The 24,845-nt window shown below is 70.6% G+C and carries 31 protein-coding genes and 1 pseudogene; 25 read left to right on the top strand and 7 right to left on the bottom strand.

The features are described from left to right. The 4 genes and pseudogenes from I9P22_RS15470 to cobJ form a co-directional block, all read left to right on the top strand. Positions 1–666: pseudogene (locus tag I9P22_RS15470) on the top strand (precorrin-3B synthase); the annotation flags it as partial. An 18-nt stretch (positions 667–684) separates the two neighbouring features. Next, a complete protein-coding gene (locus I9P22_RS15465) occupies positions 685–1,314 on the top strand; it encodes a precorrin-8X methylmutase (RefSeq protein ID WP_199260415.1) in 630 nt (209 codons plus the stop codon). A 2-nt stretch (positions 1,315–1,316) separates the two neighbouring features. Continuing rightward, positions 1,317–2,078 carry a precorrin-2 C(20)-methyltransferase gene (locus I9P22_RS15460; protein ID WP_199260414.1) on the top strand — a complete coding sequence of 254 codons (762 nt, stop codon included), beginning with the start codon at positions 1,317–1,319 and terminating at the stop codon, positions 2,076–2,078. Next, on the top strand, positions 2,075–2,803 hold the full coding sequence (cobJ, locus tag I9P22_RS15455; protein ID WP_199260413.1) for a precorrin-3B C(17)-methyltransferase: 729 nt from the start codon (positions 2,075–2,077) through the stop codon (positions 2,801–2,803). The genes I9P22_RS15460 and cobJ overlap by 4 nt, the downstream gene beginning before the upstream one ends. Here cobJ and I9P22_RS15450 read toward each other — a convergent pair. Further along, positions 2,779–3,516 (bottom strand): cobalt-precorrin-6A reductase, encoded by a 738-nt coding sequence (locus I9P22_RS15450; protein WP_199260412.1) that lies wholly within the window; start codon positions 3,514–3,516, stop codon positions 2,779–2,781. The genes cobJ and I9P22_RS15450 overlap by 25 nt on opposite strands. Between I9P22_RS15450 and cbiE the strand changes: the two genes are divergently transcribed. From cbiE to I9P22_RS15405, 9 genes are all read left to right on the top strand, one after another. Continuing rightward, a complete protein-coding gene (cbiE, locus tag I9P22_RS15445; RefSeq protein WP_199260411.1) occupies positions 3,515–4,687 on the top strand; it encodes a precorrin-6y C5,15-methyltransferase (decarboxylating) subunit CbiE in 1,173 nt (390 codons plus the stop codon). The two genes, I9P22_RS15450 and cbiE, sit on opposite strands and share 2 nt — an antisense overlap. Further along, the gene (locus I9P22_RS15440) at positions 4,684–5,034 is read left to right on the top strand and encodes a cobalamin biosynthesis protein (RefSeq protein ID WP_199260410.1); all 351 of its coding nucleotides are present in this window, start codon (positions 4,684–4,686) and stop codon (positions 5,032–5,034) included. Before cbiE ends, I9P22_RS15440 begins: the two co-directional genes overlap by 4 nt. Next, positions 5,031–5,804 carry a precorrin-4 C(11)-methyltransferase gene (gene cobM, locus I9P22_RS15435; RefSeq protein WP_199260409.1) on the top strand — a complete coding sequence of 258 codons (774 nt, stop codon included), beginning with the start codon at positions 5,031–5,033 and terminating at the stop codon, positions 5,802–5,804. Before I9P22_RS15440 ends, cobM begins: the two co-directional genes overlap by 4 nt. Then, the gene (locus tag I9P22_RS15430; RefSeq protein WP_199260408.1) at positions 5,801–7,090 is read left to right on the top strand and encodes a cobyrinate a,c-diamide synthase; all 1,290 of its coding nucleotides are present in this window, start codon (positions 5,801–5,803) and stop codon (positions 7,088–7,090) included. Before cobM ends, I9P22_RS15430 begins: the two co-directional genes overlap by 4 nt. Then, entirely contained in the window at positions 7,087–7,836 is a 750-nt protein-coding gene (cobF, locus tag I9P22_RS15425) for a precorrin-6A synthase (deacetylating) (RefSeq protein ID WP_199260407.1), read from the top strand. Before I9P22_RS15430 ends, cobF begins: the two co-directional genes overlap by 4 nt. After that, a complete protein-coding gene (locus tag I9P22_RS15420; protein ID WP_199260406.1) occupies positions 7,821–8,129 on the top strand; it encodes a DUF1636 family protein in 309 nt (102 codons plus the stop codon). Before cobF ends, I9P22_RS15420 begins: the two co-directional genes overlap by 16 nt. A gap of 370 nt (positions 8,130–8,499) precedes the next feature. Beyond that, complete coding sequence (locus tag I9P22_RS15415; protein WP_199260405.1) at positions 8,500–8,955, top strand: c-type cytochrome; 456 nt, start codon at positions 8,500–8,502, stop codon at positions 8,953–8,955. After that, positions 8,955–9,542, top strand: a complete 588-nt coding sequence (locus I9P22_RS15410) for a cytochrome b/b6 domain-containing protein (RefSeq protein ID WP_199260404.1) — start codon at positions 8,955–8,957, stop codon at positions 9,540–9,542. Before I9P22_RS15415 ends, I9P22_RS15410 begins: the two co-directional genes overlap by 1 nt. 101 nt (positions 9,543–9,643) lie before the next feature. After that, the gene (locus tag I9P22_RS15405) at positions 9,644–9,802 is read left to right on the top strand and encodes a hypothetical protein (protein ID WP_199260403.1); all 159 of its coding nucleotides are present in this window, start codon (positions 9,644–9,646) and stop codon (positions 9,800–9,802) included. Positions 9,803–9,849: 47 nt separating this feature from the next. Here the strand turns inward: I9P22_RS15405 and parC are convergent, their stop codons facing one another. Then, a complete protein-coding gene (gene parC / locus I9P22_RS15400) occupies positions 9,850–12,078 on the bottom strand; it encodes a DNA topoisomerase IV subunit A (protein WP_199260417.1) in 2,229 nt (742 codons plus the stop codon). Between the two features lie 100 nt (positions 12,079–12,178). Between parC and I9P22_RS15395 the strand changes: the two genes are divergently transcribed. The 6 genes from I9P22_RS15395 to I9P22_RS15370 all read left to right on the top strand — a co-directional run bounded on the left by I9P22_RS15395 (position 12,179) and on the right by I9P22_RS15370 (position 16,674). Further along, positions 12,179–12,997: an SDR family NAD(P)-dependent oxidoreductase gene (locus tag I9P22_RS15395; RefSeq protein ID WP_199260402.1), complete on the top strand. Its 819-nt coding sequence runs from the start codon at positions 12,179–12,181 to the stop codon at positions 12,995–12,997. Positions 12,998–13,021: 24 nt separating this feature from the next. Next, a complete protein-coding gene (locus I9P22_RS15390; RefSeq protein ID WP_024843070.1) occupies positions 13,022–13,219 on the top strand; it encodes a twin transmembrane helix small protein in 198 nt (65 codons plus the stop codon). Positions 13,220–13,222: 3 nt separating this feature from the next. Next, positions 13,223–13,795 carry a cob(I)yrinic acid a,c-diamide adenosyltransferase gene (locus tag I9P22_RS15385; RefSeq protein ID WP_199260401.1) on the top strand — a complete coding sequence of 191 codons (573 nt, stop codon included), beginning with the start codon at positions 13,223–13,225 and terminating at the stop codon, positions 13,793–13,795. Between the two features lie 120 nt (positions 13,796–13,915). After that, positions 13,916–14,674, top strand: coding sequence for an electron transfer flavoprotein subunit beta/FixA family protein (locus I9P22_RS15380; protein ID WP_199260400.1), 759 nt, complete (start codon positions 13,916–13,918; stop codon positions 14,672–14,674). Beyond that, positions 14,674–15,600 (top strand): electron transfer flavoprotein subunit alpha/FixB family protein, encoded by a 927-nt coding sequence (locus tag I9P22_RS15375; protein WP_199260399.1) that lies wholly within the window; start codon positions 14,674–14,676, stop codon positions 15,598–15,600. Before I9P22_RS15380 ends, I9P22_RS15375 begins: the two co-directional genes overlap by 1 nt. A 198-nt stretch (positions 15,601–15,798) precedes the next feature. Next, positions 15,799–16,674 (top strand): 3-hydroxybutyryl-CoA dehydrogenase, encoded by an 876-nt coding sequence (locus I9P22_RS15370; protein ID WP_199260398.1) that lies wholly within the window; start codon positions 15,799–15,801, stop codon positions 16,672–16,674. A 63-nt stretch (positions 16,675–16,737) separates the two neighbouring features. Here the strand turns inward: I9P22_RS15370 and plsY are convergent, their stop codons facing one another. The 3 genes from plsY to I9P22_RS15355 are packed head-to-tail and all read right to left on the bottom strand — an operon-like array spanning position 16,738 to position 19,546. Next, on the bottom strand, positions 16,738–17,322 hold the full coding sequence (gene plsY / locus I9P22_RS15365) for a glycerol-3-phosphate 1-O-acyltransferase PlsY (RefSeq protein ID WP_199260397.1): 585 nt from the start codon (positions 17,320–17,322) through the stop codon (positions 16,738–16,740). Next, positions 17,319–18,590, bottom strand: a complete 1,272-nt coding sequence (gene pyrC, locus I9P22_RS15360) for a dihydroorotase (protein WP_199260396.1) — start codon at positions 18,588–18,590, stop codon at positions 17,319–17,321. Before pyrC ends, plsY begins: the two co-directional genes overlap by 4 nt. After that, positions 18,587–19,546 carry an aspartate carbamoyltransferase catalytic subunit gene (locus I9P22_RS15355; protein WP_199260395.1) on the bottom strand — a complete coding sequence of 320 codons (960 nt, stop codon included), beginning with the start codon at positions 19,544–19,546 and terminating at the stop codon, positions 18,587–18,589. Before I9P22_RS15355 ends, pyrC begins: the two co-directional genes overlap by 4 nt. Positions 19,547–19,676: 130 nt before the next feature. On the opposite strand from I9P22_RS15355, the gene cobA reads away from it, so the two are divergent. The 5 genes from cobA (at position 19,677) to I9P22_RS15330 (ending at position 23,001) form a co-directional block, all read left to right on the top strand. Beyond that, the gene (cobA, locus tag I9P22_RS15350; RefSeq protein ID WP_199260394.1) at positions 19,677–20,408 is read left to right on the top strand and encodes a uroporphyrinogen-III C-methyltransferase; all 732 of its coding nucleotides are present in this window, start codon (positions 19,677–19,679) and stop codon (positions 20,406–20,408) included. Between the two features lie 79 nt (positions 20,409–20,487). Beyond that, entirely contained in the window at positions 20,488–21,003 is a 516-nt protein-coding gene (locus tag I9P22_RS15345) for a DUF2478 domain-containing protein (protein WP_199260393.1), read from the top strand. A 10-nt stretch (positions 21,004–21,013) separates the two neighbouring features. Then, entirely contained in the window at positions 21,014–21,262 is a 249-nt protein-coding gene (locus tag I9P22_RS15340; protein WP_199260392.1) for a sulfurtransferase TusA family protein, read from the top strand. Then, on the top strand, positions 21,262–22,191 hold the full coding sequence (locus tag I9P22_RS15335; protein ID WP_199260391.1) for an AEC family transporter: 930 nt from the start codon (positions 21,262–21,264) through the stop codon (positions 22,189–22,191). The genes I9P22_RS15340 and I9P22_RS15335 overlap by 1 nt, the downstream gene beginning before the upstream one ends. A 3-nt stretch (positions 22,192–22,194) precedes the next feature. Then, positions 22,195–23,001 carry a crotonase/enoyl-CoA hydratase family protein gene (locus I9P22_RS15330; RefSeq protein ID WP_199260390.1) on the top strand — a complete coding sequence of 269 codons (807 nt, stop codon included), beginning with the start codon at positions 22,195–22,197 and terminating at the stop codon, positions 22,999–23,001. Positions 23,002–23,024: 23 nt separating this feature from the next. Here I9P22_RS15330 and I9P22_RS15325 read toward each other — a convergent pair whose 3' ends face one another. Beyond that, positions 23,025–23,357 carry a DUF2794 domain-containing protein gene (locus I9P22_RS15325; RefSeq protein ID WP_199260416.1) on the bottom strand — a complete coding sequence of 111 codons (333 nt, stop codon included), beginning with the start codon at positions 23,355–23,357 and terminating at the stop codon, positions 23,025–23,027. A 100-nt stretch (positions 23,358–23,457) separates the two neighbouring features. After that, complete coding sequence (locus tag I9P22_RS15320; RefSeq protein ID WP_199260389.1) at positions 23,458–24,036, bottom strand: cytochrome b; 579 nt, start codon at positions 24,034–24,036, stop codon at positions 23,458–23,460. A 167-nt stretch (positions 24,037–24,203) separates the two neighbouring features. Here I9P22_RS15320 and I9P22_RS15315 point away from each other — a divergent pair. After that, positions 24,204–24,845 (top strand): condensation domain-containing protein (locus I9P22_RS15315; protein WP_233253424.1); only part of this gene is annotated, 642 nt, incomplete at its 3' end.

Raw genomic sequence — 24,845 nt, 5'->3', positions numbered from 1 at the left:
CTGCCGGCCCGGGACGCCGCCCAGGCTGCCGCCCGCGCCGTCGAGCTGGCGCGCTGGTTCACGCAGGGCGGCATCCGGCACGGCCGCGGCCGGATGCGCGATCACCTGCGCCACGCCCCTCCCCCGCCGCCCGGCGCGACTCCGCTCCCGCCTTCTGTGTTGTCCAAACACCCATGCGACCGCGCCGCCGGACCCGCCGGCGCGGCTTGCAGCCCCGGCCCGGCCCCGAACGGCTGGCTGCTGGGCTTCGCCTTCGGCCAGATCACCGCCCGGCAACTGGCCGAGGCCGCCGCCCTCGGCCCGCTGCGCCTGACGCCGTGGCGCGCCCTGCTGATCGAGGGCGCCAGCCGCCCGCGCATCCACGGTGCCATCCTCGACGCCGATGACCCGCTCCTGCGCATCCATGCCTGCACCGGCGCCCCCGGCTGCCCGCAGGCGCTGGCCGATGTCCGCGCCCTGGCCCACCGGCTGGCGCCGCAGCTTGCCCCTGGCCAGAGCCTGCATGTCAGCGGCTGCGCCAAGGGCTGCGCGCATCAGGGCCCGGCCTCGGTGACGCTGGTCGCCACCGGCCCCAACCGCTTCGACCTGATCCGGGACGGCGGCCCGCGCGATCCCGCCGCGCTGGCCGGGCTCGCGCCGGACCGCATCCCGCCCCTTCTCCGATAGCCGCCCCAGGAAACCCCGATGCTGCACCGATACGAAACCGACGGCGCCCGGATCTACGCGCAGTCCTTCGCCACCATCCGCGCCGAGGCCGACCTGGCCCGCTTCTCCGCCGAGGAAGAGCCGGTGGTGGTGCGCATGATCCATGCCGCCGGGCTGGTGGGGCTGGAACGCGACGTGGTCTTCTCGGCCGGCATGGCCGCGGCGGCGCGTCAGGCGCTGGAAGGCGGCGCGCCGATCCTCTGCGACGCGCGCATGGTCAGCGAGGGCATCACCCGCGCCCGCCTGCCCGCCGCGAACCGGGTCATCTGCACGCTGAACGACCCGCGCGTGCCGGACCTCGCGGCGCAGATGGGCAATACCCGCAGCGCCGCGGCGCTGGAGCTGTGGCGCGACGACCTGGATGGCGCCGTGGTCGCCATCGGCAATGCGCCGACGGCGCTGTTCCATCTGCTCAACATGCTTCGCGACCCGGCCTGCCCGCGCCCGGCGGCGATCATCGGCTGCCCGGTGGGCTTCGTCGGCGCGGCGGAATCCAAGGCGGCGCTGATGGATGATCTGCCCGCGCCGGCGCTGGTGGTGCGCGGGCGGCTGGGCGGCTCGGCCATCACCGTCGCCGCCGTCAACGCGCTGGCCAGCCGGAAGGAATGACCATGGGCCCCCAAACCGGAAAGATCATCTGCGCCGGCCTCGGCCCCGGCGATCCCGACCTGATCTCGGTCCGCGCCGACCGCGTCATCCGCGGCGCGCGGCAGATCGCCTATTTCCGCAAGAAGGGCCGCGCCGGCCAGGCCCGCCGCATCGTCGCCGAACTGCTGGCCCCGGACGTGGTCGAACACGCCATGGAATATCCGGTCACGACCGAGATCCCCTTCGACAGCCCGGAATACAACCGGCTGCTCTCGGCTTTCTACGACGACTGGACCGCGCGGCTGGCGCGGCTGTCCGCCGACAGCGACGTGGTGGTGCTGTGCGAGGGCGATCCGCTGTTCTACGGCTCATTCATGCATCTGCACGCGCGGCTGCAAGGCATCGTCCCGGTCGAGATCATCCCCGGCATTCCCGGCATGACCGGCTGCTGGAACGCCATCGGCCAGCCGATGACCTGGGGCGACGACGCCATGACCGTGCTGATGGGCACCCTGCCCGAGGCCGAGCTGGCCCGCCACATGCGCGCCGCCGATGCGCTGGTGGTGATGAAGACCGGCCGCAACCTGCCCAAGATCGCCCGCACGCTGGCCTCGGCCGGGCGCATGGCCGATGCCTGGCTGGTCGAGCGCGGCACCATGCCCAGCCAGCGCGTGACCCCCTTGGCGCAGGCCGATCTTGACGCCTGCCCCTATTTCGCCACCGTGCTGGTGCATGGCAACGGCCGCCGGCCGCTGTCCGATTCTGCCGCGGATGCCGCCGAATGACGGGCTGGGTCGCGGTGGCTGGCCTCGGGCCGGGCGCGGAGACGCTGGTCACGCCCGAAGTGCAGGCAGCGCTGGCCGAGGCGACCGATGTCGTGGGCTACATCCCCTATGTCGCCCGCGTCGCCCCGCGCGCGGGGCTGGCGCTGCACCCTTCGGACAACCGGGTCGAGCTGGACCGCGCCCGCCTCGCGCTGGATCTGGCGGCGGACGGCAAGCGGGTCGTGGTGGTCTCCTCGGGCGATCCGGGGGTTTTCGCCATGGCCTCTGCCCTCTTCGAGGCGCTGGAGGGGCACGATGCGGCCCCCGAGATCCGCATCCTGCCCGGCATCACCGCCATGCTGGCCGCCGCCGCGCGGATCGGCGCGCCGCTGGGCCATGATTTCTGCGCCATCAACCTGTCGGACAATCTGAAGCCCTGGGCACTGATCGAAAAGCGCCTGCGGCTGGCGGCCGAGGCGGATTTCGCCATGGCCTTCTACAACCCCCGCTCGAAATCCCGGCCCGAGGGTTTCGCCCGCGTGCTGGAGATCCTGCGCGAATGCTGCGGGCCCGAGCGGCCGATCTCTTTCGCCCGCGCCGTCTCGACCCCGGACGAGGCAATCCGCACCGTCACCCTGGCCGAGGCGCGGCCCGAGATGGCCGACATGCGCACCGTGGTCATCCTGGGCAACAGCGCCACGCGCCGGGTGGGCGCCTGGGTCTATACGCCGCGATCCGCGCCATGAAGCCAGGCCATGACCTCGGCCGGCGCGGCGACGACGCGGCGCAGCGGCAGCACCGGCCGGTCGATCATCACCACCGGCAGGCCAAGGGCGCGCGCGGCGGCCAGCTTGGCCTCGGCCGCATGGCCCCCGGCATTCTTGGCGACGACATGGGCGATGCCGTGCCGGCGCATCAGCGCCATGTCGCCCGCGACGGTGAACGGCCCGCGCGAGACGATCAGCGTCGCGTCGCGCAGGGGATGCGCCGCCACCTCGGCAAAGCGCAGCATCCAGCTGTGGTTCAGCCCCGCGAAGGGTTGCAGGTTCTGCCGCCCGATGGCCAGGAACACCGCCGAGCCGTCGCCGGGCAGCGCCCTCGCCGCGGCATCGTAATCGGCGACGCGGGTCCAGCGGTCGCCGGGCAGCGCGATCCAGGGCGGCCGCTGCAGCGCGATCAGCGGCGTGCCGGTGGCCGTGCAGGCGGCGACGGCATTGCGGCTCATGCCCTCGGCAAAGGGGTGGGTGGCGTCGACGACATGGCTGATGCGCTCGGCCCGCAGGTAGCCGGCAAGCCCCTCGGGCCCGCCGAAGCCGCCGATGCGCGTGGGCAGCGGCTGCGCCACCGGCTTGGCGGTGCGGCCCGCATAGGAATAGACCGCGTCCAGCCCGGCCGCGGCCAGCACGCGGGCCATGGCCCCCGCCTCGGTGGTGCCGCCCAGCAGAAGGATGCGCGCCATGCCTGATCCCTGGCTTTCCATCATCGGTCTGGGCGAAGATGGCCCCGCCAGCCTGCCGCCTGCAAGCCGCGATGCGCTGGATCGGGCCGAAATCGTCTTCGGCGCGCCGCGGCACCTGGCGCTGGCGGGGATCGCGGGACCGCGCGGCCGGGAATGGTCGGTGCCCTTCGACCTGGCGCCGCTGCTGGCCTTGCGGGGGCAGCGGGTGGCCGCTCTGGTCTCGGGCGATCCGTTCTGGCACGGCGCCGGCGGCAGCATTGCCGCACGGCTCGATCCCGGGGAATGGCGGGCCTTTCCCGCGCCCGGCACGTTCTCGCTGGCCGCCGCAAGGCTGGGCTGGCGGCTGGAGGAGGTCGCCTGCCTCGGCCTGCACGCCGCGCCCTTCGCCCGGTTGCGCCCGGTGATGGCGCGCGGCGCGCGGGCGATCTGCCTGCTGCGCGACGGCGCCGCACCCGCCCAGCTTGCCGGATGGCTGGTGGCGCAGAGGCTGGGCGCGACGCGCATGCTGGTGCTGGAGGCGCTTGGCGGCCCGCGCGAGCGCATCCGGCAGGCGCGCGCCGACGGCTTCGCGCTGGACTGCATCGCACCTGTCGCGGTGGCGCTGGACGGCGCGGACCTGCCGCCGGGCGCCGGCCTGCCGCGCGGCTTCGGCCTGCCCGACGACAGTTTCGCCCATGACGGCCAGATCACCCGCCGCGCCATCCGGGCGATGACGCTGGCGGCACTTGGCCCGCGCGCAGGCGAAATGCTCTGGGACATCGGCGGCGGCTCGGGCTCGATCAGCGTCGAATGGTGCCTGAACGGCGGCCGGGCGGTGACGCTGGAGCCGCGCGCCGACCGGCTGGCGAACATCAGGGCCAATATCGAGGCCTTCGGGCTGGCCGGCCGGATGCGCGCCGTCCATGGCGATGCGCCCGATTTCCTGCACGATCTTCCGGTCCCCGATGCGATCTTCATCGGCGGCGGCGCCAGCGCCGCGGTGATCGACGTCCTGCCCCCGGCCCGGCTGGTGGCGAACGCGGTGACGCTGGAGACCGAGGCGCTGCTGATCGCGCTTCACGCGCAACGCGGCGGCAGCCTGACCCGGATCGCTCTGGAGGAGGCCGCGTCGCTCGGCCGGATGCGCGGCTGGACCCCGGCGCGCAGCGTCGTGCAATGGAGCTGGCCATGAGGGTCGCGGGCATCGGCTTTCGGCAGGCGGCAAGCCTCGCCTCGCTTGCCGACGCGCTGGCCCGCGCCGGTTCGGCGGATGCGCTGGCCACCAGCCCGGCCAAGGCGGATGCGCCGGTGATCCGGGCGCTCGCCGCCCGCACCGGCCTGCCGCTGATCGCCGTCGAGGTCGCCGGCATCGCCACCCCCACCCGATCGCCGCGCATTCTGGCGCGGCTCGGCACCGGCTCGCTGGCCGAGGCGGCGGCACTCGCCGCGCTTGGCCCCGGCGCGCGCATCGTCGCGCCGCGCGTCCTCTCGCAAGACGGCATGGCCACCGCCGCCATCGCAGAAGGAGACCCCCCATGACCGTCCATTTCATCGGCGCCGGCCCCGGCGCGGCCGACCTGATCACACTGCGCGGCCGCGACCTGATCGCATCCTGCCCGGTCTGCCTTTATGCCGGTTCGCTGGTGCCCCAGGCGCTGCTGTCGCATTGCCCACCCGGCGCGCGGATCGTGAACACCGCGCCTATGGACCTCGACCAGATCATCGCCGAGATCGCCGCCGCGCATCAGGCGGGCCAGGACGTGGCGCGGCTGCATTCGGGCGACCTGTCGGTCTGGTCGGCCATGGCCGAGCAGTTGCGGCGGCTGCGCGACCTCGGCATTCCCTATGACGTGACCCCCGGCGTGCCGTCATTCGCGGCGGCGGCGGCGGCGCTGGGGGCGGAGCTGACCCTGCCGGGCGTCGCGCAATCGGTGGTGCTGACGCGCACCTCGGGCCGCGCCTCCTCGATGCCCGAGGGCGAGGCGCTGGCCAATTTCGCCGCCACCGGCGCCACGCTGGCCATCCACCTGTCGGTGCATGTGCTGGACCGGGTGCAGGCGGAATTGCTGCCGCATTACGGCGCCGATTGCCCGGTCGCGGTGGTGTTCCGCGCCAGCTGGCCCGACCAGCGCATCATCCGCGCCACGCTGGGAACGCTGGACCCCGGCATCGGCGCGGGCGAACGCACGGCGCTGATCCTGGTCGGCCGGGCGCTGGCGGCCGAGGGCTTCGAGGAAAGCCGCCTCTATGCCGGCGATTACGACCGCCGCTTCCGTCCCGTGGGCACCGCGCCGCGGTTTCCCGAATGAGGGGGATCCTGATCAGCGCCCCCGCCTCGGGCAGCGGCAAGACCACGGTTACGCTGGGGCTGATCGCGGCCTTGCGGGCGCGCGGGCTGGTGGTGCAGCCCTTCAAGAGCGGGCCGGATTATATCGACCCGGCCTTTCACCGCGCGGCGGCAGGGCGGGAGTCCTTCAACCTCGACAGCTGGGCCATGGGCCGGGCGCAGATCGCGCATCTGGTCGGCGCGGCGGATGGCGCGGATATCGCGGTGGCCGAGGGCTCGATGGGGCTGTTCGACGGCGTGGCTCGGGCGGGCGGCTGCGGCAACGGCGCCAGCGCCGACATCGCCGCGCTGACCGGCTGGCCGGTGCTGCTGGTCATGGATTGCAAGGGACAGGCGCAATCCGCCGCCGCCGTGGCGCTGGGGTTCCGCGAGATGCGCCGCGACGTGCCTCTGGCCGGCGTGGTGCTGAACCGCGTCGCCTCGCCCCGGCACGAGGCGCTGATGCGTCACGCCTTCGACGCGCTGGCTATTCCGGTGCTGGGCATACTGCCGCGCGAGGCGGGGATCGAACTGCCCGAGCGCCACCTGGGCCTGGTGCAGGCGCAGGAGCACGCCGCGCTGGAGGCGCTGCTGACGGCGGCGGGCGAGACGGCGGCGCGGCATCTGGACCTTGACGCCATCGTCGCCGCGGCGGCGGGCGGCATCGCGGCGGAACCCTTTCGCCCGCTGCCGCCGCCGGCCGAGCGCATCGCGCTGGCGCAGGACGACGCGTTTTCCTTCGTCTATCCGCATCTGGTCGCCGGCTGGCGGGCGGCGGGGGCGGTGATCCTGCCCTTCTCGCCGCTGGCCGACCAGGCGCCGGATGACAGCGCCGGGGCCTGCTGGCTGCCCGGCGGCTATCCCGAGCTGCATGCGGGCCGGCTGGCCGCGGCCGACCGCTTCCGCGACGGGCTGCGGCGCTTTGCGGAAACCCGGCCGGTGCATGGCGAATGCGGCGGCTATATGGCGATGGGCGCCGGGCTGGTCGATGCCCAGGGCACACGGCATCAGATGGCCGGGCTGCTGGGGCTGGAAACCAGCTACGCGCAGCGCCGCATGCACCTGGGCTATCGCCGGGCCGAACCGCTGGCCGGGCTTTATCGCCAGCCGCTGGCGGGGCACGAGTTCCACTATGCCACCATCCTGGCCCAGCCTGACGAACCGCTGGCCCGCGTCGCGGACGCCAATGGCGATGCGGTGCCCGAGACCGGCTCGCGCCGCGGCCGGGCCACCGGCAGCTTCTTCCACCTGATCGGAGCGGCGCCATGATCGAGTTGGCGCTGATCGGCATCGGCACCGGCAGCCCCGGCCACCTGACGCGCGAGGCCATTGCCGCCATGGCGGATGCGGACCTGATCCTGATCCCCTCGAAGGGCGAGGACAAGGCCGACCTGGCCGAGCTGCGCCGGGCGCTCTGCCAACAGGTGCTGACCAGCCCGCCGCCGCTGGCGGTCTTCGACATGCCGGCGCGCGACGTCTCGGACGGCTACCGGCAGGGCGTCGAGGCCTGGCACGACGCCATCGCCGCCCGCTGGGAGGAAGTGATCCGCGCCCATGGCGCCATCCGCCCGGCGCTGCTCGTCTGGGGCGATCCCTCGCTTTACGACAGCACGCTGCGCATCGCGGGCCGGGTGGCGCGCCGCCTGCCGCTGAACCTGCGGGTGATCCCCGGCATCACCGCCATCCAGGCGCTTTGCGCCGCCCATGCCATACCGCTGAACGCGGTGGCGGCGCCGGTGCTGATCACCACCGGCCGCCAGATCCGCGACCATGGCTGGCCCGAGGGGGTGGACCGGCTGGTTGTCATGCTGGACGGCGAATGCTCGTTCCAGAGCCTCGACGCGCAGGGGCTGCATATCTGGTGGGGGGCGTTCCTGGGCATGCCGCAGCAGATGCTGATCCGCGGGCCGCTGACCGAGGTCGCCCGGCGCATCGTGGACTGCCGCGCCCGAGCCCGGACCCGGCATGGCTGGATCATGGACATCTACCTGCTGGAACGATGCCGGTCACGCTGACCCTGCCGCCGGGGGCCGAGGCCGACGCCTTGGCCGAGGCATTGCGCCCGCTCGGCCCCGACATCGTCCTGCGCCGCGCCGCGTTGCGGGCGCGGGACGCACGGCCCCTGCTGATGGCGCTGCAGGCGCCGGGGCGCGGTGCCTATCTGTTCCACGACCTGCGCCCTGCGGATGCCGGCGACGTGGCGGCGACGATCCGCGCCTATCTGGCGGCGCCGGACGGCTGGATTCGCGACGCCCGGCCCTGCGGCCGGCTGCGCCTCTGCCTGAAGCTGCGCATCCCGGCGGGCTGAAAAAGCCGCCGTCCATGCCACGTGGAGGGAGGAGACGCGGCATGAACGGCGGTCACTGCCTTGCAGGCCCCGTGCGGCGCGGGGCTGACGGGGGATGCGGCCCCGTCGTCTTCAGCTTGCGCCGCGATGCGGCATCGCACAAGCCTCGACCGCCGGCCCCCACGCTCGCGCCGGCCTTTGCCCAAATCTTCGCCAGGGCCGGGGCCAAGGCGCACAAAACGCGCAGGCCGGGAACGCAATCTGCGACAAATCGTGGAAATTCTCACGAAAATGGCATCGGCCGGTGCGTTGGCAGATCGGGCGGGCTGTGCAAATCTGGGCGCGCGCGAACCCTGATTGCAGCCTTACGCCACATGAAAGGAACGACGACATGCGCCTGATTCTCGCCGCCGCCACCCTTGCCGCGGTTCCGCTTGCCTCGCTTGCCCAGGACGACCCGGTCCATCAGGCCATCGAGGCCCGCCACGGCTTCTACCAGATGCTGGCGATCAACATGGGCGCGCTTTCCGGCATGGCCAAGGGCGAGATCGCCTATGACGAGGCCGCAGCCAGCCGCGCCGCCGCCAATATCGAGACGCTGACCCGATACGACCTGCCCAGCCTGTTCATCGAGGGCAGCAGTTCGGCCGAGGCCGAGGACAGCGCCGCCAAGCCCGACATCTGGAGCGATCTCGAGGCGTTTCGCACCAAGTTCGCCGGCCTGCAAGAGGCCGCGTCCGGCGCCGCCGATGCTGTCAAGGGCGGGGCCGAGAATGTCGCGCCGGTGGTTCAGAAGCTGGGTGGCGCCTGCAAGGCCTGCCATGACGATTACCGCGAGAAAAGCTAATGGCCGGGCGCGGTCCGCTGCGCGAGGTCCGGCTGTGGGACCCGCTGCTGCGCGCGTTCCACTGGCTGCTGGCTTTCTTCGTGGTCGCCGCCTGGTGCCTGGGCCAGTTCGGCCCGGCCCGGATGACGCTGCATTTCTGGTGCGGCTATGTCGTGGCCGGGCTGCTGATCTTTCGGCTGGTCTGGGGCTTTGTCGGCCCGCCCCCGGCGCGGTTCTCGCATTTCCTGCGCGGGCCGGGCGCCATCGCCGGCTACATGCGCGGCATGTTCCTGCGCGAGCCCAGCTACTGGCCCGGCCACAACCCGCTGGGGGCGCTGTCGGTCATCGCCCTGCTGGCGGTGCTGGCAGCGCAGGTCAGCAGCGGCCTGATCTCGGATCCCGACGACTATATCAACGTGGGCCCGCTGGCTTCCTATGTCAGCAGCGCCACCCGGTCCAGGGCGGTGGGCTGGCACAACCTGGGCGCCAGCCTGATCCTGGTCCTGGTGCTGCTGCATGTCGCGGTGATCCTGTTCTATCGCTTCTGGAAGCGCGAGGATCTGGTGCGGCCGATGATCACCGGCCGCAAACAGGTTCGTGAGGACTAGGCGGCGGAATTGATCGAATCGTCCCCGCATGTCAGGCTGGGACATGCCGGGCCTGCACCCTGGCCTGTCCGGCATGCCTGAACCGCAGGAAGGAGCCGATGATGATCAGCAAGACCGTCGCCCTTGCGCTGGCGCTTTCGATGGCCGCGCTGCCCGCGCTTGCGGACTGCCCCGGCCACAAGAAGATGTCCAGCAACGACCAGACCACGGCCACCACGCCGGTCGAACGCCCGGCCACGCCGCCAAGCACCAACAGCTAAGGCAAAGGGCGGGATGCGGCCCGCCCTTTTCCCGTTGAAGCGCTTGTTCAGCTGAAGCGATTGTCGCGCGGGAAGCCGCGCGGCGCCATGTAGCCCGCCCCTGCCCGCTTGCCCAGCCATGCGGTCAGGTCCGGCTCGCTGCGCGTCCGGCCACCGGATTCCTGCCAGCGCAGCCCCTCGGCCAGCGTGAGGCAGATCGCATCCGACAGCCCGCCATCCTTGTATTTCTGCAGCCGCACGCCCTTGCCGCGCGCCATTTCCGGCAGTTCGGACAGCGGGAAGACCAGCAGCTTGCGGTTCTCGCCCACCACGGCGACGTGATCGCCGGTCACGCGCCGGCACAGCGCGGCCTCGCCGTTCAGCACCTGCTTGCCGGCGCGGGTCTGCGCCAGGATGTCGGCTCCGGCGACGACGAACCCGTCCCCGGCCTTCGAGGCGACCAGATAACGCTCGCCCTCGCGCCAGGGGAAGATGTCGATCACCGCCGCGTCGTTGGGCAGGTCGATCATCAGCCGCAAGGGCTCGCCCATGCCGCGCCCGCCGGGCAGGCTGTTCGCCGGCAGGGTGTAGAAGCGGCCATTGGCGGCAAAGACCATCAGCTTGTCGGTGGTCTCGGCATGCAGCGCCATGAAGGGGCCGTCGCCATCCTTGAACTTCACCTCGGCATCCAGCGGCTGGTGGCCCTTCATGGCGCGGATCCAGCCCATCTTCGACAGGATCACGGTGATCGGCTCGCGCTCGATCATCGCCTCCAGGTCGATCTCGGCCACCTCGCCGGCCTCGCCGATCTCGGTGCGGCGCTGGCCGCCGGGGGCGGACTTGCCGAATTTCGCCCGGGTCTCGCGCAGCTCCTCGGCGATGCGGCCCCATTGCGCCGATTCGTCGGCCAGCATCGCCATCAGCGCGGCGCGCTCCTCGGTCAGCTTCTCGTGCTCGGCCCGCAGCTCGATCTCCTCGAGCTTGCGCAGCGCGCGCAGGCGCATGTTCAGGATCGCCTCGACCTGCACCTCGGACAGCCGGAACTCGGCCATCATCACCGCCTTCGGGTCTTCCTCGTGGCGGATGATCTCGATCACCCGGTCAAGGTTCAGGAAGGCGATCATGTAGCCCTCCAGCACCTCGAGCCGCGCGGCGATCTTGTCCAGCCGATGGTTCGAGCGCCGCAGCAGCACCTCGCGCCGGTGGTCGAGGAAGGCGCGCAGCACCTCCTTGAGCGAGCAAACCTTGGGCACGCGGCCGTCGATGAGCACGTTCATGTTCAGGCCGAAGCGCACCTCCAGGTCGCTGACGCGGAACAGCGCCGCCATCAACTGCTCGGCCTCGACCGAGCGGCTGCGCGGCTCCAGCACGATGCGGATGTCCTCGGCCGATTCGTCGCGCACATCGGCCAGGATCGGCACCTTCTTCGACTGGATCACCTCGGCCAGCCGCTCGATCAGCTTGGATTTCTGCACCTGGTAGGGGATCTCGGTCACGACGATCTGCCAGCTTCCGCGGCCCAGATCCTCGACCGACCAGCGCGCCCGCAGCCGCAGGCTGCCGCGGCCGGTCCGGTAAGCCTCGGCAATGGTCTCGCGCGATTCGACCAGCACGCCGCCGGTGGGGAAATCCGGGCCGGGGATGATGGAAACCAGCGTCTCGTCGCGGGCATCCGGCGCCTTGATCAGATGCAGGCAGGCGTCGATGACCTCGTGCAGGTTGTGCGGCGGCACGTTGGTCGCCATGCCCACCGCGATGCCCGAGGCGCCGTTGCAAAGCAGGTTCGGGAAGGCAGCGGGCAGCACGATGGGCTCTTCCAGCGTGCCGTCGTAGTTCGGGCGGAAATCGACAGCGTTCTCGGCCAGACCCTCCATCAGCGCCTCGGCGCTCGCGGTCAGCCGGGCCTCGGTGTAGCGGCTGGCGGCGGGGTTGTCGCCGTCGATATTGCCGAAATTGCCCTGCCCGTCCACCAGCGGATAGCGCATGGCGAAGGGCTGGGCGAGGCGCGCCATGGCGTCATAGATCGCCGCGTCGCCATGCGGGTGATAGTTGCCCATCACGTCGCCGCTGATCTTGGCCGATTTGCGGAACGCACCGCTGGGCGACAGCCGCAATTCGCGCATGGCGAACAGGATGCGGCGATGCACCGGCTTCAGCCCGTCGCGCGCATCCGGCAGCGCCCGGTTCATGATGGTGCTGAGCGCATAGGTCAGGTAACGCTCGCCGATGGCGCGCGACAGCGGCTCGGATGCGGTCTGATCCGCTTTCGGATCTGGAATGTTCGGATCGTCGGACATGGCCGATTGAATAGGCCCGACAACGCCTTCGGTCCAGCCGGAAATGCGCGGCTTGCGCAAGGCCCGGCCATGGCGCAGAACCGCCGGCAAGGAGGAGCGCATGAAGACCGTTCTGATCACCGGCTGTTCCTCGGGCATCGGGCTGGACGCGGCGCGGCACATGCGCGGGCGCGGCTGGCGCGTCATCGCCACCTGTCGCAAGCCCGAGGATATCGAGGCTCGCCGCGCCGAGGGCTTCGACACCCTGCCGCTGGAACTGGGCTGCGAGGACAGCGTGGCCCGCTGCGCCGAAGCCGCGCTGGCGCTGGGGCGCATCGACGCGCTGGTCAACAACGCCGCCTTCGCCATTCCCGGCGCCACCGAGGACCTGCCGCGCGGCGCATTGCGGGCGATCTTCGAGGCGAACCTGTTCGGTACCCATGACCTGACCCGCCGGCTGCTGCCGCATTTCCGCGCGCATGGCGGGCGGGTGGTCAACATCAGCTCGGTCCTGGGCCTGGTCGGCATCCCCTGGCGCGGCGCCTATGTGGCGACGAAATTCGCGCTGGAGGGGCTGACCGACGTGCTGCGCGTCGAGATGGCCGATACCGGCGTCAAGGTCATCCTGATCGAGCCCGGCCCCATCGGCACGAAGATCCGGCTGAACTCGATCCCGCATTTCGAGGCCTGGATCGACTGGCAGGCCAGCCCGCGCGCCGAGCAATACCGCCGCACGCTCTTGAAGCGCCTTTACGAGCCCGCCGCGAAGAAGGACCGCTTCGAGCTGCCGCCCGCGGCCGTCAGCGCCCGCATCGCCCGGGCACTGGAAAGCCCAAGGCCGCGGCCGCGCTATTACGTCACCACGCCGACCCATGTCTCGGGCATCGGGCGGCGGCTTCTTTCCACGCGCGCTCTGGACTGGTTCGCGCGCCGCAGCTAGGCTTCGCGCCGAAAGGGCCCGCCCATGCATGACAAACCGCTGTTCTACCTGCTCGCGATCTGCTGCCTTGCGGTGGTGGTGATCCTGGCCACCGGCATCGGCGGCTTCGCGCGCGGCGGCGAATTCAACCGCAAGCACGGCAACCGCATGATGCGCTGGCGCATCATCGCCCAGGCGATCGCCATCGCGGTCTTCCTGCTTTATCTCTGGGTCAGGAGCTAGCCGATGGTCGTCCTGAACAAGATCTACACTCGCACCGGCGACAAGGGCGAGACGGCGCTGTCGAACGGCGAGCGCGTGCCCAAGCATTCCCTGCGGGTCGAGGCCTATGGCACGGTGGACGAACTCAACGCGACGCTGGGCCTGGCCCGCCTGCATGCCACGGGCGAGATCGCGGCGCGCATCGCGGTGATCCAGAACGACCTGTTCGACCTCGGCGCCGACCTGTCGCGCCCGCGCATGGACGAGGATGCCGAGGCGCCCTATCCGGTGCTGCGCATCATCGACGCCCAGGTCGAGCGGCTGGAAGCCGAGATCGACGCGATGAATGCCGGGCTTTCGGCCCTGCGCAGCTTCATCCTGCCGGGCGGCTCGGCGCTGTCGGCGCATCTGCACCTGTCGCGCACCGTGGCGCGGCGGGCCGAGCGTGCCGCCGTGGCGCTGGCGGCGACCGAGGATGCGAATCCCGCCGCGGTGAAATATCTCAATCGCCTGTCGGACTGGCTGTTCGTGGCGGGGCGCGTGGCCAATGAAAACGGCGCGCAGGATATCCTGTGGGTGCCAGGAGCCAGCCGTTAGCGACAACATGACGGAATGGAAATGTTACGACGCGTTACGGTCGTTTTTTCCCTGTCAATGCCGCCGATGGCCCGCTAACAAACCCTCCGAACAGGTGACGCAACCAAAGGGGAGAGGCCGATGAAGGTTCTCGTGCCAGTGAAGCGCGTGATCGACTACAACGTGAAGGCGCGCGTGAAGAGCGACGGGTCTGGTGTCGATCTGGCGAATGTGAAGATGTCGATGAACCCGTTCGACGAGATCGCGGTGGAGGAGGCGATCCGTCTGAAGGAAGCCGGCAAGGCCGAGGAGGTCATCGCGGTCTCGATCGGCGTGAAGCAGGCGGCCGAGACGCTGCGCACCGCCTTGGCCATGGGCGCCGACCGGGCGATCCTGGTGGTGGCCGCCGAGGACGTGCACCAGGATATCGAGCCGCTGGCGGTGGCGAAGATCCTCGCCGCGGTGGCCAAGGCCGAGGGCACCGAACTCATCATCGCCGGCAAGCAGGCCATCGACAACGACATGAACGCCACCGGCCAGATGCTGGCGGCGATCCTGGGCTGGGCGCAGGCGACCTTCGCCTCGAAACTCGAGATCGAGGGCGGCAAGGCCAAGGTCACCCGCGAGGTCGACGGCGGCCTCCAGACCATCGCGGTGGCGCTGCCGGCGGTGGTCACCGCCGACCTGCGGCTGAACGAGCCGCGCTATGCGAGCCTGCCGAACATCATGAAGGCCAAGAAGAAGCCGCTGGAGGAGAAGACCGCCGGTGATTACGGCGTCGACGTCGCGCCGCGTCTCGAGGTGGTCTCGGTGCGCGAGCCCGAGGGCCGCAAGGCCGGCATCAAGGTGGGCTCGGTGGACGAGCTGGTGGGCAAGCTGAAAGAAGCGGGGGTGATCTGATGGCTGTTCTGCTGCTTGGCGAAGTCACGAATGGCGAGCTGAACCGCGACGCGACGGCGAAGGCGGTGCAGGCGGTCAAGGCGCTTGGCGATGTGACGGTGCTCTGCGCCGGGGCCTCGGCGAAAGCCGCCGCTGAGGAGGCCGCGAAGATCGCCGGCGTCGCGAAGGTGCTGGTGGCCGAGGCGCCTCTCTACGGCCACCGCCTGGCCGAACCGACGGCGGCGCTGATCGTCGGCCTGGCCGGCGATTACGACCACATCGCGGCGCCTGCGACGACGGACGCCAAGAACGTCATGCCCCGCGTCGCGGCGCTTCTCGACGTGATGGTGCTGTCGGATGTCTCGGCCATCATCGACGCGGACACGTTCGAGCGGCCGATCTATGCCGGCAACGCCATCCAGACCGTAAAGTCGAAGGACGCGAAGAAGGTCTTCACCATCCGCACCGCCAGCTTCGACGCGGCGGGCGAAGGCGGCAACGCCCCGGTCACCGAGGCCGCCGCCGCCGCCGATCCCGGCCTGTCCTCCTGGGTCGCCGACGAGGTGGCCGAGAGCGACCGCCCCGAGCTGACCTCGGCGAAACGGGTGGTCTCGGGCGGCCGCGGCCTGGGCTCGAAGGAGAGCTTCGCGATCATCGAAGAGCTGGCCGACAAGCTCGGCGCCGCGGTGGGCGCCTCGCGCGCGGCGGTGGACAGCGGCTATGCCCCGAACGACTGGCAGGTCGGCCAGACCGGCAAGGTGGTCGCCCCCGAGCTCTATGTCGCGGTGGGCATCTCCGGCGCCATCCAGCACCTGGCTGGGATGAAGGACAGCAAGGTGATCGTGGCGATCAACAAGGACGAGGAGGCGCCGATCTTCCAGATCGCCGACTATGGCCTGGTCGGCGACCTGTTCTCCGTCGTCCCGGAACTGACAGGAAAGCTCTGAGGGCTTTCCGTTTGTGAAATACCCCGGGGGAGCGACCCCGCGGCCCCGTCGAGGGGCCGCAGGGGCGCGGGGGCAGAGCCCCCAACCGCCCGGAACATATCCCGAAAACCGCCCGGCCGCGCGCCGGGCGGTTTTTACATTGAACGTCACGCCCCCTTGCGCCTATCGTCCCGCCTGATCGACAAAAGGATGAGGTTCATGGCGATTCAATCGGTGGGCGTGATCGGCGCCGGGCAGATGGGCAACGGCATCGCGCATGTCTTCGCGCTGGCGGGCTATGACGTGCTGCTGACCGACATCTCGCGCGAGGCGCTGGACAAGGCGCTGGCGCAGATCGACCACAACCTGGACCGCCAGGTCAGCCGCGGCAAGATCTCGGCCGAGGACAAGGATGCGGCGATGCGGCGCATCACCACCACCATGACGCTTGCCGACCTGGGCAAGACCGACCTGATCATCGAGGCCGCCACCGAGCGCGAGACCGTCAAGCAGGCGATCTTCGAGGACCTGCTGCCGCATCTGAAGCCGGAAACCATCCTGACCTCGAACACCTCCTCGATCTCGATCACCCGGCTGGCCAGCCGCACCGACCGGCCCGAGCGCTTCATGGGCTTCCATTTCATGAACCCGGTCCCGGTCATGCAGCTGGTCGAGCTGATCCGCGGCATCGCCACCAACGAAGAGACCTACAAGCAACTGGTCGAGGTGGTCGAGAAGATCGGCAAGACCTCGGCCAGCGCCGAGGATTTCCCCGCCTTCATCGTCAACCGCATCCTGATGCCGATGATCAACGAGGCGGTCTATACGCTTTACGAGGGCGTGGGCTCGGTCAAGTCCATCGACCAGTCGATGAAGCTGGGCGCCAACCATCCGATGGGACCGCTGGAACTGGCGGATTTCATCGGCCTCGACACCTGCCTCGCGATCATGAACGTGCTGCACGAGGGGCTGGCGGACACGAAATACCGGCCCTGCCCGCTGCTGGTGAAATATGTCGAGGCGGGCTGGCTGGGGCGCAAGACCGGGCGCGGCTTCTACGATTACTCGGGCGAGGAGCCAGTGCCGACGCGGTAATAAGCGGTGAGGCCGGACCGGGGCTCTGCCCCGGACCCCGGAGTATTTCCGGAACGAAGAAGATCAGGTCTTCTTGCCGATGCGGGGCTCGGTCCCGGCCAGGATGCGGCCGATATTGGCGTGGTGGCAGATGAAGATCAGCGCCGCCATGAACGCCGTCACCGCCGCCATGCGCGTCCCGTCGAGCCAGAGGGCGAGGAAAGGCGTCAGCGCCGCCGCCACCAGCGCCGAGAGCGACGAGATCCGGCCGACCAGCGCGGTCAGCAGCCAGATCCCGCAGGCCGCGAGCCCGAGCCGCCAGTCGAGCGCCAGAACCGTGCCGAGGAAGGTGGCGACGCCCTTGCCGCCCCGGAAGCCCAGCCAGACCGGGAACAGGTGCCCCAGGAAGGCCGCGGCGCCCGCGACCAGCGCCGCGTCGGGACCGGCGAGCCAGCGCGCCAGCAACACGGCGATGGCGCCCTTGCCGCTGTCCAGAAGCAGCGTCGCCAGCGCCGCCGGCTTGTTGCCGGTGCGCAGGACGTTGGTGGCGCCGATATTGCCCGAGCCTATCCGGCGCAGGTCGCCCAGCCCCAGGGCCCGGGTGATGACGATGCCGAAGGGGATCGAGCCCAGAAGATAGCCGATGACGGTCCAGAGGATCAGGCTCATGCGTCCGCTCCAAACACGCGGCGGCCGGCAACCCAGGTGCCCAGCACCCTGCCCTCCATCCGCGCACCGTCGAAGGGGGTGTTCTTCGACTTCGACAGCAGGGTGAAGCGGTCCAGCACGAAGGGCGCGTCCGGGTCGAACAGCAGCAGGTCGGCCGGCGCCCCCGCCGCAAGCCGCCCGCCGGGCAGGCCGAGGCGGCGCGCCGGATTGAGCGACATGGCCCGCCAGAGCTGCGGCAGGCTCAGCCCACCCTGATGGTAAAGCCGCATCGCCGCCGGCAACAGGGTCTGCAGCCCCACCGCGCCCGGTGCCGCCTCGGCGAAGGGCAGGCGCTTGCTTTCCTCGTCCTGCGGGGTGTGGAAGCTGGCGATCACGTCGATCAGCCCCTCGGCCACCGCCTCGACCATGGCCAGCCGGTCCTCCTCGGAGCGGAGCGGCGGGGTGAAGCGGAAGAAGGTACGATAGCCGCCCACGTCATATTCGTTGAGCGTCAGGTGGTGGATCGAGATGCCGGCACTCACGTCCAGCCCGGCCTCGCGCGCCCGCTGGAGCGCCGGCAGGCTGGCCGCGACGGTGATCTGGTCGGCGTGGTAGCGGGCGCCGGTCATCGCCACCAGCGCCAGGTCGCGGTCGAGCCCCATCACCTCGGCCATGGGCGAAACCGCCGGCAGGCCGTAGAGCGAGGCGAACTTGCCGCCGGTCGCCGCCGCGCCCTTGGACAGGCCCGGCTCCTGCGGATGGCCGACGATCAGCGCGCCCAGGCCGCGGGCATAGGTCATGCAGCGCGACATCAGCCGGGTGTCCGCGACCACCCGCACCCCGTCAGTGAAGGCCACGGCGCCGGCATCCTGCAGGAAGCCCATCTCGACCATCTCGCGCCCCTCGCGGGCGCGGGTCAGCGCCGCCATGTGGCGGATGTTCACCGGCGCGTCGGCCGCGCGGCGGGTGGCGAATTCCAGCGATTCCGGGGCGTCGATCGGCGGCATCGTGTCGGGCCGCGCGATCACCGTGGTCACGCCACCCGCCGCCGCCGCCAACCCGGCGCTGCGGAAGCTTTCCTTGTGCCGCTCGCCCGGCTCGCCGATCTTGACGCCCCAGTCGATCAGCCCGGGCGCGAGGCATTTGCCGCCGCAGTCGATCAGCTCGGCGCCTTGCGGAGCGTCGGCGCCCACGGCCTCGATCCGGCCGTCGCGGACGGTCAGCGAACCTTCCTCGACCGATTGCGCCTCGGGGTCGACCAGCCGGGCATTGTGGAAGTGCAGGATCATGCCATCATCTCCGCCGCCTTGGCGCCGCGCTCGGCGCGCAGGTTGCGCGCCAGCAGGTCCATCGCCGCCATGCGCACCGCGACGCCCATTTCCACCTGATCCTGGATCACCGAACGATTGATGTCGTCGGCGATGGTGCCGTCGATCTCGACCCCGCGATTCATCGGCCCCGGATGCATGACGATGGCATCGGGCGCCGCCAGCGCGAGCTTCTCGGCGTCGAGGCCCCAGCGGTGGTAGTATTCCCGCTCGGACGGGATGAAGCCGCCGTCCATGCGTTCCTTCTGCAGGCGCAGCATCATCACCACGTCGGCGCCCTTCAGCCCCTCGCGCATGTCCTCGTAGACCTCGCAACCCCAGTCCCGCGCGCCCGAGGGCATCAGCGTCGCCGGCCCGACCAGCCGCAGCCGGTTCTCCATCTTGCCCAGCAGGATCAGGTTCGAGCGCGCGACGCGGCTATGCGCGATGTCGCCGCAGATCGCCACGGTCAGCCGGTGCAGCCGGCCCTTGGCGCGGCGGATGGTCAAGGCGTCCAGCAGCGCCTGGGTCGGATGCTCGTGCCGGCCGTCGCCCGCGTTCAGCACCGCGCAATTCACCTTCTGCGCCAGCAGGTCCACGGCGCCCGATTGCGGATGGCGCACCACCAGCAGGTCCGGGTGCATGGCGTTCAGCGTCAGGGCGGTGTCGATCAGCGTCTCGCCCTTCTTCACGCTGGACGAGGCCACCGCCATGTTCATCACATCGGCGCCCAGCCGCTTGCCGGCCAGTTCGAAGCTCGACTGCGTGCGGGTCGAGTTCTCGAAGAACATGTTGATCTGCGTCATCCCCGCTAAGGCGTCGGAATGCTTCACCGTGCGGCGGTTCAGATCCACATAGGTCTCGGCCAGGTCGAGAAGCGTGGTGATCTCGGGCGGGGCGAGCGGCTCGATCCCCAGAAGATGGCGGGCACGGAACATGGCTTGGGTCCCCCAGGTCGCGGTCGGCCCTCTATGGCAAAAGCCGCGCGGCCCGGCAAGCGCCGCGGTCCCGATTGGCCGTGCTTATCAGCCCCTTGCATCGGCGCGGATTTTGCCGCATCGCGGAACCATGAGCAGCAAGGGCCATGTCAGCTTCGTCTCGTCAGGACCGGGGGATCCGGAACTGCTGACCCTGCGCGCCGCCCGGCTGCTGGCCCAGGCCGACGTGGTGCTTTACGACGACCTCGCCTCGGGCCCGGTGCTGGACCAGGCCGGGCCGCAGGCAAAGCGCATCCCGGTCGGCAAGCGCGCCGGCCGCCCCTCGGCCAAGCAGGAGAACGTCAACGCCCTGCTGGTCGAGCATGCCCGGGCCGGCAGGCATGTGGTGCGGCTGAAATCCGGCGATTCCGGCATCTTCGGCCGGCTCGAAGAGGAACTGACCGCGCTGCGCAGCCATGGCATCCCGTTCGAGATCGTGCCGGGCGTGCCCTCGGCCATGGCCGCCGCCGCCGTGGCGGGCCTGCCGCTGACCCGGCGCCAGACCGCGCGGCGGCTGCAATTCGTCACCGGCGCCGACGTGACCGGCGGCCTGCCCGAGGACCAGAACTGGGCGGCGCTGGCCGATCCGCGCGCCACCACCGTGGTCTTCATGGGCCAGCGCACCTTCCCGCGCATGGCGGCGCTGCTGGTCGAGAACGGCCTGCCCCCCGACACCCCCGCCCTGCTGGCCGAGGCGGTGGGCCATCCGCACCAGCGCCTGATCCGCAGCACCGTCGCCGCCCTTGCGGAGCAGCTTGCAAGCGAAGGCCCCAGCCCGCATCCGGCGCTGATCCTCTATGGCCCGCTGGCCGAGGGGAATTGAGCCTCTCACCGTTTTCCAGATACGCAATATTGCACCCCTGCGCCCAAAGACTATGCTGGCCGCCGAAAGAGGGACCGTCATGCTGGGTTTCGTCACCATCCAGGACCACGCGCCGGGCGCCGGCGACCGGCTGCTGACCGCCACGGCCGAGCGGCTGGCCGCCGCCGGGCTGCGGCTGGCCGGCGCGGTGCAGATCAATACCGAAGTCAGCCCCGGTTGCGAATGCGACATGGACCTGCGCATCCTGGGCGACGACGGCCCCTTGGTGCGCATCACGCAGTCGCTCGGCACAGGCTCGCGGGCCTGCCGACTGGATACCGGCGCGTTGGCCCAAGCCGTCGCGCGCACGGAAACGGCGCTGGAGCGCGGCGCCGAGCTGCTGATCGTCAACAAGTTCGGCAAGCAGGAATGCTTCGGCCGCGGCTTCCGCGACACCATCGCCCGGGCGCTGGCCGCCGGCATCCCGGTTCTGGTGCATGTCCCCGACGAACAGCTGCCGGGCTTTCGCGACTTTGCCGGCGACCTGGCCGAACATGTCGCGCCCGAGCGCATCGAGGACTGGTGCCGCACGCAGCTGGCCCGCCCTGCCGCATGAGCCTGCTGCCATGAGCCTGCAGATCGACGCGCGCGGCCTTCTGTGCCCCCTGCCGGTGCTGCGGTTGCGCAAGCGGCTGATGGCACTGCCCAGGGGCGCGCGGGTCACGCTGCTGGCCACCGACCCCGCCGCGGTGATCGACGTGCCGCATTTCTGCGCCGAAGCCGGCCACCGGCTGATCGGCAGCCGCGAGGTGGCGCCGGGCGAGACCGAATACACCGTCGAGCGCGGCCCCGCCTGCCCGATCGCCGCGGACTGATGCTGGCGATCTTCCTGAAGACCCTGCCTTTCTTCCTCGTGATCGGCACGGGCTGGCTGGCGGGGCGCACGCGCTTCTTCCCGCCCGAGGCGACCGGCTGGCTGACGAAATTCGTCTTCTACTTCGCGCTTTCGGCCATGCTGTTCCGCTTTGCCGCGACCCTGGACGTGGCCCGCCTTTTCGACCCGGCCTTCGTCCTGGCCTATCTGTCGGGTTCGGCCGCGCTTTGGGCCCTGGGCTTCGCGGTGGCGCGCTGGCGCCGCCAGCCGCTCGCCACCGCGGCGATGGAGGCGCATACGGCAATGACCGGCAATACCGGCTTCCTGGGCGTGCCGATGCTGGTCGTGCTGCTGGGCGAACGCGCCATCGGCCCGGTGCTGATGGTGCTGACCATCGACATGGTGGTGTTCTCGACCCTCATCACCCTGATCGTCACCGCGGCAAGGCAGGGGCGGGTGCGGCTCTCGACGCTGGTGCCCTTGCTGCGCGGCATCGTCTCGAACCCGATGATCGTCTCGATGCTGGCCGGCCTGGCCTGGGCCGGGCTGCAGCTGCCGATGCCGGGCCCGCTGGACGAGTTCCTGGCGCTCTTGGGCGCCTCGGCCACGCCGGGGGCGCTCTTCGCCATCGGTGCCAGCCTCGCCGGCCGCGCGGCCGAGCGGATGGGCCCGGCGCTCTGGCTCAGCTTCGCCAAGCTGGTTCTGCATCCCCTGGCCGTGGGCATCGCCGCGCTGGCGGTCTTCGGGGTCGAGCCCTATGCGGCGGGGGTGATGATCGCCGCCGCCAGCCTGCCGGTGGCGGGCAATGTCTATATCCTCGCGCAATATTTCGGCACCGCCGTGCAGCGCGTCTCGGCGGCCATCCTGATCTCGACCGCGGCCAGCATCGCCACGGTTCCCCTCGTCATTCACTGGATCACGAAAGGCTAGACCATGCGGGACATCTCGGCCCTGACGCTCGACAACCTGCTGTTTCAGATGGACGCGGACGGCATCGCCACCGTCACCCTGAACCGCGCCGCCAAGCGCAACGCGCTGAACGCCGAGACCATCGAGGAACTGGTCGAGGTCTTTTCCGCCCTGCCCGCCTCGGGCGCCCGCGCCGTGGTGCTGCGCGCCGAGGGGCCGCATTTCTGCGCCGGGCTGGACCTGGTCGAGCACGGGCGCGAGCAGCGCAGCCCCGCCGAGTTCATGCGCATCTGCCTGCGCTGGCACGAGGCCTTCAACAAGATCGAATATGGCGGCGTGCCGGTAATCGCGGCGCTCAAGGGCGCGGTCGTTGGCGGCGGGCTGGAGCTGGCTTCCTCGGTCCATATCCGGGTCATGGACGAGACCACCTATTTCGGCCTGCCCGAGGGCCAGCGCGGGTTGTTCACCGGCGGCGGCGCCACCATCCGCGTGCCGCGGCTGATCGGCCAGGCCCGCATGGTGGACATGATGCTGACCGGCCGGCTCTATTCGGGCGAGGAGGCGACGCAGGTCGGCCTGGCGCAATACCGGGTCGCGGACAGCGAAGCCAAGGCCTATGAGCTGGCCCGCCGGGTGGCGCAGAACACGCCCTTGTCGAATTTCGCCGCCTGCTCGGCCATCTCGCACATGCAGAACATGTCCGGGCTGGACGCGGCCTATGCCGAATCCATGGTCGCCGGCATCGTCAACACCCAGGACGCGGCCAGGGGCCGGCTGGACAGCTTCGCCCAGGGCACGGCGCAGAAGATCAAGCCGGGCGAGGCGGGCTGACCGCCGCCGGGGCGCCGCCCGGGTCAATCCACCGGGCGGATCAGCTTCTTTTCCAGCACCCGCAGCACCGTCGGCAGGTCGTGGCCGCGCCTGAGGATGCGCCCGTCCATGCCGATCACCGCGTATTGACCCTGCGCCTGGCGCAGTTTCGGCCGCTTTTCGATGCGATAGAGCGGATGCTCGGCCGCCCGGCGAAACACCGAGAACACCGCCATGTCGCGCAGGAAGGACATGGCGTAGTCGCGCCATTCGCCCGCCGCCACCATGCGGCCGTAGACGGAAAGAATAGCGCCCAGTTCGGCCCGGTCGAAGGCCACGCGATCATGCTCGGACGGGAAACCGAAGGGCGCATTCATCATGAAGGAATGGTGACACCGCCCCGGCGCGCAATCAACGAAAAAGGGCAGCGCCGCGCCCCCCGCCGATCTGCCGCGCGCGCTTTGAGCGGGCCGCGGCCTAAAGGCCGGCCCGGCGCCGGCCGCCGGCCATGCGCGCCAAGGTGCCGTCGCGCCACATGCCCTCGTGCAAGCCGACCATCAGAACATGGCCGGCGATCAGCGCCAGCAGCAGCCAGGCCAGCTCGCCATGCAGCGCCTCGCCGATGCCGACCATCCAGCCGATGGGCGGCTGCTGCGCAGCGAAGATCTCGAAGCCGAAGGGGGCGAAGCCGCGCTCGCCGCCATAGGCGCGCAGCAGCGCCGCGGCCGGCACGATCAGCATGACCAGATACAGCAGGCCATGGCCCAGCCGCGCCGCCAGCCCCAGCAGACCCGCGCCATGATCGGGGCGGTTGCGGCGGTTCGCCAGCGCCCAGAACACCCGCAGCACGATCAGCAGGAACAGCACCGTGCCGACCTTTTGATGCGAGCCGACGAAGAAGGCCACCAGCGGCGTGCGGCCCAAGGCCAGCCGCAGCCCCATGCCGACGAACTGCCACAGCATCAGCGCCGCGATGCTCCAGTGCAGCAGCCGGGTGATGCGGCCATAGACCCGGTCGGTATCGCGCAGCGGCAGGGGGATGGTGGGGGCGGTCATGCGGGCTCCGGCCGGGCAGGGAAGGCGGCAAAGTTGACTAATTTTCTTAGCGACAGTATGGCCATGGCCCGAAACGGGCAAGACCCGCGAACCTGTCTGCGGGGTAACATGGTCGTCAGCATCCGTTTCGTTTGCGTTTCCCTTGAGCTTGCCAGGGTATGGTCCAGATGAACGCTCAGAATCGCGACATCCCGACCGAGACCGGCTTCCCGCTGACCGAGGCGCAGGAGGGGCTGTGGTATGTCCAGGCGCTGGACCCCGAGAACCCGATCCTGAATACCGGGCAATATCTGGAACTGACCGGGCCCCTGGACCGCGATGCGCTGGCCCAGGCCGTCGCCCGCACCATCGCCGAGACCCCGGCCCTGGCGCTGCGCTTCTTCGCCGGCCCGGACGGGCCGCGCCAATGCCTCGGCCGACCGCCGATTCTGGGCTTCACCGACCTCTCCGCCCAGCCCGATGCCGAGGCGCAGGCACTGGCGCAGATGCAGGCCGACAGCCGCCGCGCCTTGGACCTGGCGCGCGAGCCGGCCGGGGCGCTGAGCCTGATCGCACTCGGCCCCGAGCGGCATTTCCTTTACGAGCGCATCCACCATCTCGCCATCGACGGCTATGGCATGGTGCTGGTCACGAACCGCATCGCCGCGCATTACGCCGCGCTGGTGGCCGGCGCACCCGAGCCCGAACCCTTCGGCCCGCTGACGCTGGCGGCCGAGGAGGACGCGGCCTGGCGCGCCTCGCCCCGGCGCGCGGCCGACCGCGACTGGTGGCACGCCCAGCTTGCCGGCCTGCCCGAGGTCGCGGGCCCG

The sequence above is a fragment of the Paracoccus binzhouensis genome, from assembly GCF_016446475.1.
GTDB lineage: Bacteria > Pseudomonadota > Alphaproteobacteria > Rhodobacterales > Rhodobacteraceae > Paracoccus > Paracoccus binzhouensis.
The sequence above is the reverse complement of the archived record's forward strand: the minus strand, read 5'-3'. Positions and strand labels throughout refer to the sequence as shown.

Excerpts from the sequence above, each read along its gene's own strand:
- I9P22_RS15465 (WP_199260415.1), top strand. The coding sequence starts at position 685 with ATGCTGCACCGATACGAAACCGACGGCGCCCGGATCTACGCGCAGTCC.
- I9P22_RS15460 (WP_199260414.1), top strand. The coding sequence starts at position 1,317 with ATGGGCCCCCAAACCGGAAAGATCATCTGCGCCGGCCTCGGCCCCGGC.
- cobJ (WP_199260413.1), top strand. The coding sequence starts at position 2,075 with ATGACGGGCTGGGTCGCGGTGGCTGGCCTCGGGCCGGGCGCGGAGACG.
- cbiE (WP_199260411.1), top strand. The coding sequence starts at position 3,515 with ATGCCTGATCCCTGGCTTTCCATCATCGGTCTGGGCGAAGATGGCCCC.
- I9P22_RS15450 (WP_199260412.1), bottom strand. The coding sequence starts at position 3,516 with ATGGCGCGCATCCTTCTGCTGGGCGGCACCACCGAGGCGGGGGCCATG.
- I9P22_RS15440 (WP_199260410.1), top strand. The coding sequence starts at position 4,684 with ATGAGGGTCGCGGGCATCGGCTTTCGGCAGGCGGCAAGCCTCGCCTCG.
- cobM (WP_199260409.1), top strand. The coding sequence starts at position 5,031 with ATGACCGTCCATTTCATCGGCGCCGGCCCCGGCGCGGCCGACCTGATC.
- I9P22_RS15430 (WP_199260408.1), top strand. The coding sequence starts at position 5,801 with ATGAGGGGGATCCTGATCAGCGCCCCCGCCTCGGGCAGCGGCAAGACC.
- cobF (WP_199260407.1), top strand. The coding sequence starts at position 7,087 with ATGATCGAGTTGGCGCTGATCGGCATCGGCACCGGCAGCCCCGGCCAC.
- I9P22_RS15420 (WP_199260406.1), top strand. The coding sequence starts at position 7,821 with ATGCCGGTCACGCTGACCCTGCCGCCGGGGGCCGAGGCCGACGCCTTG.
- I9P22_RS15415 (WP_199260405.1), top strand. The coding sequence starts at position 8,500 with ATGCGCCTGATTCTCGCCGCCGCCACCCTTGCCGCGGTTCCGCTTGCC.
- I9P22_RS15410 (WP_199260404.1), top strand. The coding sequence starts at position 8,955 with ATGGCCGGGCGCGGTCCGCTGCGCGAGGTCCGGCTGTGGGACCCGCTG.
- I9P22_RS15405 (WP_199260403.1), top strand. The coding sequence starts at position 9,644 with ATGATCAGCAAGACCGTCGCCCTTGCGCTGGCGCTTTCGATGGCCGCG.
- parC (WP_199260417.1), bottom strand. The coding sequence starts at position 12,078 with ATGTCCGACGATCCGAACATTCCAGATCCGAAAGCGGATCAGACCGCA.
- I9P22_RS15395 (WP_199260402.1), top strand. The coding sequence starts at position 12,179 with ATGAAGACCGTTCTGATCACCGGCTGTTCCTCGGGCATCGGGCTGGAC.
- I9P22_RS15390 (WP_024843070.1), top strand. The coding sequence starts at position 13,022 with ATGCATGACAAACCGCTGTTCTACCTGCTCGCGATCTGCTGCCTTGCG.
- I9P22_RS15385 (WP_199260401.1), top strand. The coding sequence starts at position 13,223 with ATGGTCGTCCTGAACAAGATCTACACTCGCACCGGCGACAAGGGCGAG.
- I9P22_RS15380 (WP_199260400.1), top strand. The coding sequence starts at position 13,916 with ATGAAGGTTCTCGTGCCAGTGAAGCGCGTGATCGACTACAACGTGAAG.
- I9P22_RS15375 (WP_199260399.1), top strand. The coding sequence starts at position 14,674 with ATGGCTGTTCTGCTGCTTGGCGAAGTCACGAATGGCGAGCTGAACCGC.
- I9P22_RS15370 (WP_199260398.1), top strand. The coding sequence starts at position 15,799 with ATGGCGATTCAATCGGTGGGCGTGATCGGCGCCGGGCAGATGGGCAAC.
- plsY (WP_199260397.1), bottom strand. The coding sequence starts at position 17,322 with ATGAGCCTGATCCTCTGGACCGTCATCGGCTATCTTCTGGGCTCGATC.
- pyrC (WP_199260396.1), bottom strand. The coding sequence starts at position 18,590 with ATGATCCTGCACTTCCACAATGCCCGGCTGGTCGACCCCGAGGCGCAA.
- I9P22_RS15355 (WP_199260395.1), bottom strand. The coding sequence starts at position 19,546 with ATGTTCCGTGCCCGCCATCTTCTGGGGATCGAGCCGCTCGCCCCGCCC.
- cobA (WP_199260394.1), top strand. The coding sequence starts at position 19,677 with ATGAGCAGCAAGGGCCATGTCAGCTTCGTCTCGTCAGGACCGGGGGAT.
- I9P22_RS15345 (WP_199260393.1), top strand. The coding sequence starts at position 20,488 with ATGCTGGGTTTCGTCACCATCCAGGACCACGCGCCGGGCGCCGGCGAC.
- I9P22_RS15340 (WP_199260392.1), top strand. The coding sequence starts at position 21,014 with ATGAGCCTGCAGATCGACGCGCGCGGCCTTCTGTGCCCCCTGCCGGTG.
- I9P22_RS15335 (WP_199260391.1), top strand. The coding sequence starts at position 21,262 with ATGCTGGCGATCTTCCTGAAGACCCTGCCTTTCTTCCTCGTGATCGGC.
- I9P22_RS15330 (WP_199260390.1), top strand. The coding sequence starts at position 22,195 with ATGCGGGACATCTCGGCCCTGACGCTCGACAACCTGCTGTTTCAGATG.
- I9P22_RS15325 (WP_199260416.1), bottom strand. The coding sequence starts at position 23,357 with ATGAATGCGCCCTTCGGTTTCCCGTCCGAGCATGATCGCGTGGCCTTC.
- I9P22_RS15320 (WP_199260389.1), bottom strand. The coding sequence starts at position 24,036 with ATGACCGCCCCCACCATCCCCCTGCCGCTGCGCGATACCGACCGGGTC.